Annotated in this window: 1 protein-coding gene; it reads right to left on the reverse strand. The window is 65.4% G+C overall.

All coding sequences use genetic code 11. The features are described 5' to 3' along the window. Positions 1-992 (reverse strand): S-layer homology domain-containing protein (locus NW857_RS13210; protein ID WP_414369250.1); only part of this gene is annotated, 992 nt, incomplete at its 3' end. Positions 993-1,006 lie beyond the last annotated feature (14 nt).

Consider the following 1,006-nt stretch of genomic DNA (forward strand, 5'->3'; position numbering starts at 1 on the left):
GGGGAAGGCTCCCCGCCAGCCTGTGGACTCGGCGTGGGTGTGGGTTCTGGAGTAGGGGTAGGTGTTGGAGTCAGCGTGGGCGTGGGTTCTGGAGTAGGGGTAGGTGTGGGTGTCGGGGTCGGCGTGGGTGTGGGTGTTGGAGTGGGTGTGGGCTGGGCGGCCCGCACCTGGAAAGACCACTGCTGGATGGCAGTGTTGCCGCTAGTATCGGCAATTTGAACGGCAATCAAGGTCGGTCGATCGCTGGGCAGCGGCTCGGCTGGGGTATAGGCGAAGCCGGTGCGGCTGAGCTGGGCTTGGGCAGTGACATCTACATTGTTCACCAGCAGGGTAAAGCTATTGAGGTCGATCCCCTGGTCATCTTGAAAGCGGGCGGAGATGGCGGGGCGCGGGTTGTCGGTCACCGCTCCGTTGGGCGGGGCCAGGTCGCTGATGGTGGGGAAGGTGGTGTCGGTCACCTGCCCAATGCTGATGGTTTTGTCCGGCAATTGCACCAGGGTCACCAGCCCATTTCGCTCCAGACGGGCGAACACCGGCGCTTCCGAGGCCCGGTCTTGGCTGCGGAAGGTGTAGCTGCCCTCGTATTGGCCAGGGCGGGTTTCCTGCAACGGCAGGTTGTAGGCGATACCGGGGATGGAAAAAGACCCCTGCGCCCCCGGGGATCCCAGCAAATACACCGTCAGGGTGTCCCCCGGATTGACGGATCCCAGCTCCTCGCGGGCCAAGAAAGTTCTCACTTCCGGCGCGGCGGGCAGCGTTTCCACCAGCGGCTCCACAGGGATATCCGGCGTAGCCAGGGGCTCAGGGGTGGGGGTAACCTGGGCGAGGAGCTCGGTGCGGATCCCTGGCCCGGGGATGGCAGCCCCCACCGGCGGGTCTAGGCTGGGCACCCGGCCCACCTTGGCCAGCGCTTGGTAGGTAAGAGCCGCCACTTCCCCCCGCGTGGCCACCGCCTGGGCATTCAAGCGGGTGGGATCAGGGTAGAGCACCAACAGCCCTTCTTGAA

The sequence above is a fragment of the Synechococcus sp. H55.9 genome (genome assembly GCF_047462355.1).
GTDB lineage: Bacteria > Cyanobacteriota > Cyanobacteriia > Thermostichales > Thermostichaceae > Thermostichus.